Source organism: Sharpea porci (assembly GCF_009695655.1).
GTDB lineage: Bacteria > Bacillota_I > Bacilli_A > Erysipelotrichales > Coprobacillaceae > Sharpea > Sharpea porci.
In genome coordinates, this window is the sequence record NZ_VUNM01000057.1 from 1 (window position 1) to 3,807 (window position 3,807).

Sequence of the window (3,807 nt, forward strand, 5' to 3'; positions counted from 1 at the left end):
ATGAAAACAGGTATTGGCATAATCTGCTCTTCCGGGAAGCAGAAATGCCAATACCTTTTATTGTTCCTGTTAAAATAATCTGCGGTTTCTGTTTGCATGAACGAGGGGAGAAAATACGGTTCAACACACGGTGCCAAAATCCGCAATTCTGCAGTTTTGCCCCTCGCGGGAAACTTGTTGGGGAGTGCCTTCCCCAAACCCTGCTCATGCGCCCTTACGGGCGAGAAAGGAGGTCACACCATGCGAAAGAAATACAACACGCCCCACCGCAGCCGCGTTGTGAAAACCCGGCTGTCCGAAGATGAGTATGCCGACTTCACAGCGCGGCTTGCGCCCTATGGTATCAGCCAGTCCGAATTTCTCCGGCAGGCGATACGGCGGGCGACCATACGCCCGGTTGTCCATGTGTCGTCGGTCAATGACGAGTTGCTTTCCGCTGTCGGGAAGCTGACAGCCGAGTACGGCAGGATCGGCGGCAACCTCAATCAGATTGCCCGGTATCTGAACGAATACGGCGTACCCTACAACACCCTTTCCGGCGAGGTACGCGCCGCCATATCCGACCTTGCCGTCCTCAAGTATGAAGTCCTCAAGAAAGTAGGTGACGCGGTTGGCAACACTCAAGCATATCAACTCTAAAAACGCCGACTACGGAGCCGCCGAGCAATATCTTCTCTTTGAGCATGACGAGTTTACCATGAAGCCCGTCCTTGATGAAACCGGCAGGCTTATCCCCCGCGAGGACTACCGGCTGTCCACGCTGAACTGCGACGGGGAGGATTTTGCCGTTGCGTGTATGCGGGCCAATCTCCGCTATCAGAAAAACCAGCGGCGGGAAGATGTGAAAAGCCACCACTACATCATCAGCTTTGACCCGCGGGACGGGCCGGACAACGGCCTGACCGTAGACCGGGCGCAGGCGTTGGGGGAACAATTCTGTAAAGAGCATTTTCCCGGCCACCAGGCCCTTGTCTGCACCCACCCGGACGGGCATAACCACAGCGGCAACATTCATGTGCATATCGTCATAAACAGCCTGCGGATTGAGGAAGTGCCGTTCCTGCCCTACATGGACAGGCCGGCCGATACGAAAGTCGGCTGCAAGCACCGATGTACCGACGCTGCCCTGCGCTACTTCAAATCCGAAGTCATGGAGATGTGCCACCGGGAGGGGCTTTATCAAATCGACCTCTTGAACGGCAGCAAGAACCGCGTCACCGACCGGGAGTATTGGGCGCAGAAAAAGGGACAGGCCGCGCTGGACAAGCAGAACGCCCCCATGATTGCCGATAGTATCACGCCCCGGCAGACCAAGTTTGAAACGAACAAGGAGAAGCTGCGGCAGACCCTACGGAAAGCCCTTGCCACCGCCGCCAGCTTTGACGAGTTTTCCTCTCTGTTGCTGCAGGAGGGTGTGACCGTCAAGGAGAGCCGGGGGCGGCTTTCCTACCTTGCAAAAGTCAATATAAAAATGTAGGTTTTGGACAAAATAAGAATGTAGGTTTTCCTACATTTTTATTTTGTCTTTTTAATCATCATCAGTCATTAGCTGAAGCTGATCTTTTAGTCTGTAGGAAGGACCATTAATGTTCAATACCTGACTGTGGTGTAACAGTCTGTCAAGGAGCGCATTCGTAAGCACAGGATCTCCAAAAACCTCTGGCCATTTGGAGAATGTCAGGTTAGTCGTGATAAGAGTGCTGGACTTCTCATATCTCTTCGCAATGAGATTGAAGAAGAGATTGGCTGTATCCACATCCATCTTCTCGTAGCCAAGCTCATCAAGTATCAGCAGCCTGTATCGGCAGAACCACTTTATTCTCGCCTCGAGCCTGTTCTCATACTTGGCCTTCCTCAGCTGTGAAATCAGGTCGTGGAATGATATGCAGTAGACAGAGTATCTCTGCTTTGCAGCCTCCGTTCCGATGGACACCGCAAGATGCGTCTTGCCTACGCCTGGCGTTCCACATATGATGATATTCTCTGTCTTTTCCAGGAATCTCAGCGAGGCAAGGTCCATCACCTTGTTTTTGTCAAGTGATGGCTGGAAGCTGAAGTCAAAGTCCTGTATGCCTCTCTGGAACGGGAAGTTGGCAATCTTGACACAGCTTACTATTGCCAGGTCCTCCTTATGATTCACTTCCATCTGGATCATTTCGCTGAAAGCATCCATTGGCGTCTTGACGCCATCTGCCACCATGTCCAGGTAGCTGTTGATGTTTTCCTTTATCTTGAAAAGCTTGAGCTTTTCAAGATTGTTCATTAGTACATTGATAGAGCTCATATTAATCCTCCGTTTCCTTTTTTATTGTTTTCATGTATTCAGTTGTCTCCTTGTCGAATTCACTGCATGTCGAGTCATATCCTTCCTGGGAAAGGAAGTCATATCCTCCTGTCATGTCCATTGCCCACAGACGGACTCTCAGCATCTTCAGATGCTTCCTGGCTGCCGCATTTCTTAATGCATGGAGGAACTGCCTCTCATCAGTGATATAGGGGAGAACCTTTGACAGTTCAGTGCAAAGGACATTGCGTTCCTCACCGTTCAGTGTCTGTATGAATCTCCTGATCCATCTGCTTTCAGTTCCCTGCGACACCAGATAGGCAATCATGTGATCGTATGATCTGACAGCGTCATCCTTTGTCACAGAAACGGTTCTGGCCTCAAGCAGCCTGTCCATGATGGAAAGGTTATTTGATACAACATCGTCAAACTTCTTGTTCTTTCCCAGCTGCTTGCGCACGGACTGCTCATAATGCTTTTTCGTATAATTGATGGGATTTCTAGATATGTTGTGCACCTGTATCAGTTTTCCTTTATAATAGACCTGAAGCTTATCCTCGAATGTCTCAAGGCTTACATATTCGTTGATATACTTCTTGTCCACGGAATACTGGACGCCGCTGAAATAGACGAGCTGCTGTGGGGATACCTTTACTTTGCGAGGGTCAAGATATGAATCCACGACGGCTCTGGCAGGCAATGGCGTCAGGTATTCCTTTTCCTTTATGAACAGGATGCATGGCGGCACATCAGTGCCCTGGCACTCGTTTGTATTCATCTTGGTATTTAGCTTGTCAATGATCTGCTGAAGATCCTCCAGGGTATCGAAATCGTTATCGTAGCATCTGATCCAGTCCATGAGCTTGTTTCTTGCCTCATTTGTGCCCTTCGTATAGGGGTGTCTGGCTCTGCATGGCTCGACCCTGAAGTTCATGTCCTTGGAAAACTGCACCATCCTATGGTTGACTCTCTTCGGTCTTGTGTTCGTGTCCATGACCGTAGCCATATTGTCAAAAAGTATTCTCTTCGGCACGCCTCCAAAGAAATGGAATGCATTGATAAGGCACCTCAGCACTATCGGCTGCTCTTTGGACAGCGTCAGCTCGATATAGCTATATCTTGAGAACTTAAGCACGAGATGGAATATATTGATTACAAAAACTTCACCGTTTCTTGAGGTCATTGTAATGTTCTCCTTCCAGTCTTATGCAAAGTAAAAAGTTATGAGAAGTTAATTTGAAATCATCCCTTTTATGGGCTTTTTTTTATAATTTTGCTTCTCATAACTTTATATAATAAATGTACTTAGTGAAAGATAAGGAGGATGATTATATGATAGATGAAGCTAAGTGCATTGATATTTATTTAAAACAACAAGATAAAAACTTAAAGGAGGGATAGTGTCAATAATTTTGTGTAAATTGATAATCCCTCTTCGCATGATTTCTGTTTGATGATTTAATTCTTAGCTGAATATGCAGTTACATGCTGCTACTTACAGGAAGCGCTTTCTCCATAAGAGT

The 3,807-nt window shown here is 47.9% G+C and carries 4 protein-coding genes; 2 read left to right on the forward strand and 2 right to left on the reverse strand.

The window, feature by feature from the left end:
- Positions 1 to 240: 240 nt before the first annotated feature.
- Both FYJ79_RS12235 and FYJ79_RS12240 read left to right on the forward strand, forming a co-directional pair.
- Entirely contained in the window at positions 241 to 639 is a 399-nt protein-coding gene (locus tag FYJ79_RS12235) for a plasmid mobilization protein (RefSeq protein WP_002596229.1), read from the forward strand.
- Entirely contained in the window at positions 611 to 1,477 is an 867-nt protein-coding gene (locus FYJ79_RS12240; protein ID WP_456114929.1) for a relaxase/mobilization nuclease domain-containing protein, read from the forward strand. Before FYJ79_RS12235 ends, FYJ79_RS12240 begins: the two co-directional genes overlap by 29 nt.
- Positions 1,478 to 1,528: 51 nt before the next feature.
- Here FYJ79_RS12240 and istB read toward each other — a convergent pair whose 3' ends face one another.
- Both istB and FYJ79_RS12250 read right to left on the reverse strand, forming a co-directional pair.
- Positions 1,529 to 2,284 (reverse strand): IS21-like element helper ATPase IstB, encoded by a 756-nt coding sequence (gene istB, locus FYJ79_RS12245; protein ID WP_154518885.1) that lies wholly within the window; start codon positions 2,282 to 2,284, stop codon positions 1,529 to 1,531.
- Position 2,285: 1 nt separating this feature from the next.
- Entirely contained in the window at positions 2,286 to 3,467 is a 1,182-nt protein-coding gene (locus tag FYJ79_RS12250; RefSeq protein ID WP_154518887.1) for a Mu transposase domain-containing protein, read from the reverse strand.
- Between the last annotated feature and the right edge of the window lie 340 nt (positions 3,468 to 3,807).

Coding starts and splice junctions, on each gene's coding strand:
- istB (WP_154518885.1), bottom strand. CDS start 2,284: ATGAGCTCTATCAATGTACTAATGAACAATCTTGAAAAGCTCAAGCTT.
- FYJ79_RS12235 (WP_002596229.1), top strand. CDS start 241: ATGCGAAAGAAATACAACACGCCCCACCGCAGCCGCGTTGTGAAAACC.
- FYJ79_RS12250 (WP_154518887.1), bottom strand. CDS start 3,467: ATGACCTCAAGAAACGGTGAAGTTTTTGTAATCAATATATTCCATCTC.